Source organism: Trebonia sp. (assembly GCF_049794275.1).
Classification (GTDB): domain Bacteria; phylum Actinomycetota; class Actinomycetes; order Streptosporangiales; family Streptosporangiaceae; genus Trebonia.
In genome coordinates, this window is sequence record NZ_JBARCR010000712.1 from 1 (window position 1) to 3,296 (window position 3,296).

Genomic DNA, 3,296 nt, shown 5'->3' on the forward strand with positions numbered 1-3,296 from the left:
CAGATCCGCGTGTTGCCCGCGTGTCATGTGATCGGCAGGTTCTAGACCTATCGCACATCAGCTGGCGGAAATGCGTCGCACATCAGTCGTCGGATCACGGACGCGTGGTGTCTGCTATTCGACGCGCCGCCTGCGGCGCAGCACGCGCCAGGCAATATAGCCCGTCAGCAGCACCGCCAGCGCGATCAGCACGTACAAGGAGTACTCGCTGATGGAGTGATAGATCGTGCCGATGCGGCTGCCTGCCAGGTAACCGAGGCTTACCCAGGTCCCCGCCCACAAGGCCGCGCCGAGCGCGTTGAAAGCGAGGAAGCGCAGCCACCGCATGCCGCTGACGCCGGCGACGATCCCGTTGACCTGCCTGAGCACTTCGATGAAGCGCGCCACCGTGATGATCCAGGTGCCGTGATGGTTGAAAAAGACCTCGGCCTTGTCCAGCCGCTCCTCGGTGAGGCGCACGTACCGTCCTAGGCGCAGGGCCAGCGCGCGGCCGCCGAAACGCCCGAGGGCGAAGCCGACGTTGTCGCCGATGACGGCGGCGGCGAAGCCTATGACGCCGACCGCCACCACGTTGAGCCTGCCCGCGCCCGCGTAGACCGAGGCGACGATGAGCACGCTCTCGCCGGGCACGGGAATCCCGAAGTCCTCGACCATGACCAGGAGCAAGACGGCCCAGTAGCCAAAGTGATCGAGCGGTCCGGCCAGCGAGTTCAGGACGCCGGGCAATGGCGGGGCACTGCCGCCGCTGACCCGCATCAGGTCACGCTTTCTAGCATCGCTACGCGGTGGCGCGTTCCACGCCGGCGGCGGGGGACGGTGTGCTAGCCGGGCGCAGTGGCCCGTTGCGGAGCAGGGCGCCGCTGATGACCGCGCCGACGGCGAAGATGCCTGCGGTCCACCAGAACGCGGTGTCGTAGCCGTGCGCCAGCGCCAGCCCGTTCAGGGCCTGGCGGCCGATCGGCTGCCGTTGCAGCAGCAGCGCTCCCCCGATGAACGCGACCGCGGCGAAGATCAGGTTCACGTACAGCGTCCACCGCCAGGACAGGTACTCAGTCAGCGCGCCGCCCAGCAGCAGGCCCACCGCGCCGCCAGCCACGGCGATCGCGCCGAACACCCCGAACGCCTTGGCGCGTTCTTTCGGCTCGGTGAACGTGGTGACCAGCACCGACAGCGCCCAGGGCACCAGCAGCGCGGCGAACGCGCCCTGGCAGGCCCGCGCGGTCACCAGCATGGCGAAATTCACCGAGGCGCCGCCGATGGCCGAGACCCCCGCGAAACCGACCAGCCCGATCAGGAACGTCACCCTCCGGCCCAGCAGGTCAGCCAGCCGGCCACCCAGCAGCAGCAAGCTGCCGAACGCCAGCGCGTAGGCGGTGACCACCCATTGCCGGTCCACCGTCGTGAAGTGCAGCGCCCGCTGGGCCGATGGCAGCGCGATATTCATGATCGTCAGGTCCAGGACCACCATCAGCTGCGCCAGGCCGACCACGCCCAAGACCAGCCAGCGCCGTCGGCCCAGGCCGCCGCCAACGGAAGTAGCATCAGACGTCATGCAGCCAGGCTGGCCTGCCGCAAGGTGATTGGGCATCACCTAATCCCAATGATCGAGGGGCGTCCTCTGGCCATGGTGCGACCGCGTCCAGTTGACGCAGTGCTTGTTCATCTAGTGCGACGCCTTCAGCGGCCAGGTTCTCCCGCAGGTGAGCGACGGAGCCGGTCCCCGGGATGAGTAGCACGTTGGGGGCCAGCTGCAGCAGCCACTGGAGTGCGACCTGTGCTGACGTGATCCCGAGGCGGGCTGCCGTCTCGATGACTACCGGGCTGGTGAGCACGGGGTTCTGCTGGCCGCGCGGCCAGCCGAGCGGGCAGAACGGCACGAATGCGATGCCGCGGCTGAGGCACTCCTCAAGGAGAGCGGCTGCCCGCCGGTCGGCGAGGTGGAACAGGTTCTGCACGCATACGATCTCCGTTCCTGCCACGGCGTGCCGGAGCTGTTCGACGCTGATATTGCTCAGGCCAACGCCGGCGATCAGGCCGTCGTCGCGGGCCGCCACCATCGCGGCCAGCTGGTCATCGAAACGCGCGCCGACGCGCCCGTCGCCGGGCAGCCGGAGGTTGACCGCGGCTAGCTGGCCGACCCGCAGGCTGCGCAGGTTGTCCTCGATACCTTTACGCAGCTGGTCCGGATCATCGAACGGCAGGACGGCACCGGCGTCGTCGCGCCGGACCGCGACCTTACTGACGATCGCCAGCCCGTCGGGGTAGGGGTAGAGCGCGTCGTGGATCAGGTCGTTGACGACGCCGGAGCCGTAGTACTGAGCGGTGTCGATGTGATCGACTCCGGCGGCTGCCGCGGTCCTGAGCACGCCGATGGCCGCTGCCCGGTCAGGTGGCGGACCGAAGGCGAATTGGCCGGCGAGCTGCATCGCACCGTATCCCGACCGTCTGACTTGCATCCGGCCGAGCGCGAAAGTTGACATCACCCTCCGCATTCTTATGACCAGGCCGGTGAGCAGGCGTCGCCTGATTCAAGTGATCCGGCGGCTCGCGACGCCGCGGGCAGCGAAATCACCGGAACCAGGCGACATCCGCTCACCCTGACGCCAAGTAGCTTCAGGACAATCGAATAGCCAGTTAGCAGGAGGCGACCCATGGCCGTAGACGCGACACCGGACGACCGCGAGCTGACCCTGCCGCCGCTGGACGAGAAAGTCGACCACGTCCGCGGCTCGGCCACCGGCCGCCTGATCATCGAGTACGGCGATTACGAGTGCCCGTACTCACGGCAGGCGTTCCATGCGATCAGCCAGGTCGAACAGCAGCTTGGCGGGAACATGCGGTTCGCGTTCCGGCACTTTCCGCTGACCAGCATCCATCCGCACGCTTTCGCCGCGGCCACCGCGGCGGAGGCAGCCGCAGCGCAGGGCCGGTTCTGGGACATGCACGAGCTGCTATTCCACCGGCAGAAGGCGCTCCAAGACGGCGACCTGCTCGCGTACGCCGCCGAGCTTGGCCTCGACCTGACGGCGTTCGAACGCGACCGGGCCAGCATCACGGTGGCAGCGCGGATCCGCCGCGACGTTGACAGCGGCCTCGCTTCGGGCCAGGTGCTTGGCACGCCGACCCTGTTCATCGACGGCGTCGTCTACCGCGGCGGCTACGACCCGCCCGCCCTGCTGGCCGCGCTAGCGACGACAAGGTGATCAGAAGCCGAGGCGTTCCTTGACGATGATCGCGGTGACCCGGCTGGGGGTCATCACCTTGTTGACGATCAGGATGTTGTTCACCCCGCTTGG

General features: G+C 67.9%; 4 protein-coding genes. 1 reads left to right on the plus strand and 3 read right to left on the minus strand.

The window, feature by feature from the left end:
- Window positions 1–114: 114 nt before the first annotated feature.
- The 3 genes from WA805_RS18940 to WA805_RS18950 are packed head-to-tail and all read right to left on the minus strand — an operon-like array spanning window position 115 to window position 2,492.
- Window positions 115–756: a DedA family protein gene (locus WA805_RS18940; RefSeq protein ID WP_422288366.1), complete on the minus strand. Its 642-nt coding sequence runs from the start codon at window positions 754–756 to the stop codon at window positions 115–117.
- 22 nt (window positions 757–778) lie between these two features.
- Entirely contained in the window at window positions 779–1,552 is a 774-nt protein-coding gene (locus WA805_RS18945) for an MFS transporter (RefSeq protein ID WP_424559097.1), read from the minus strand.
- Entirely contained in the window at window positions 1,542–2,492 is a 951-nt protein-coding gene (locus WA805_RS18950) for an oxidoreductase (RefSeq protein ID WP_425242998.1), read from the minus strand. Before WA805_RS18950 ends, WA805_RS18945 begins: the two co-directional genes overlap by 11 nt.
- Before the next feature lie 159 nt (window positions 2,493–2,651).
- On the opposite strand from WA805_RS18950, the gene WA805_RS18955 reads away from it, so the two are divergent.
- Window positions 2,652–3,203 carry a DsbA family protein gene (locus WA805_RS18955; protein WP_424559095.1) on the plus strand — a complete coding sequence of 184 codons (552 nt, stop codon included), beginning with the start codon at window positions 2,652–2,654 and terminating at the stop codon, window positions 3,201–3,203.
- Window positions 3,204–3,296 lie beyond the last annotated feature (93 nt).

What these genes read in the sequence shown, in the direction of transcription:
- WA805_RS18940 (WP_422288366.1), bottom strand. Translation starts at nt 756, where the DNA reads ATGCGGGTCAGCGGCGGCAGTGCCCCGCCATTGCCCGGCGTCCTGAAC.
- WA805_RS18945 (WP_424559097.1), bottom strand. Translation starts at nt 1,552, where the DNA reads ATGACGTCTGATGCTACTTCCGTTGGCGGCGGCCTGGGCCGACGGCGC.
- WA805_RS18950 (WP_425242998.1), bottom strand. Translation starts at nt 2,492, where the DNA reads ATGCGGAGGGTGATGTCAACTTTCGCGCTCGGCCGGATGCAAGTCAGA.
- WA805_RS18955 (WP_424559095.1), top strand. Translation starts at nt 2,652, where the DNA reads ATGGCCGTAGACGCGACACCGGACGACCGCGAGCTGACCCTGCCGCCG.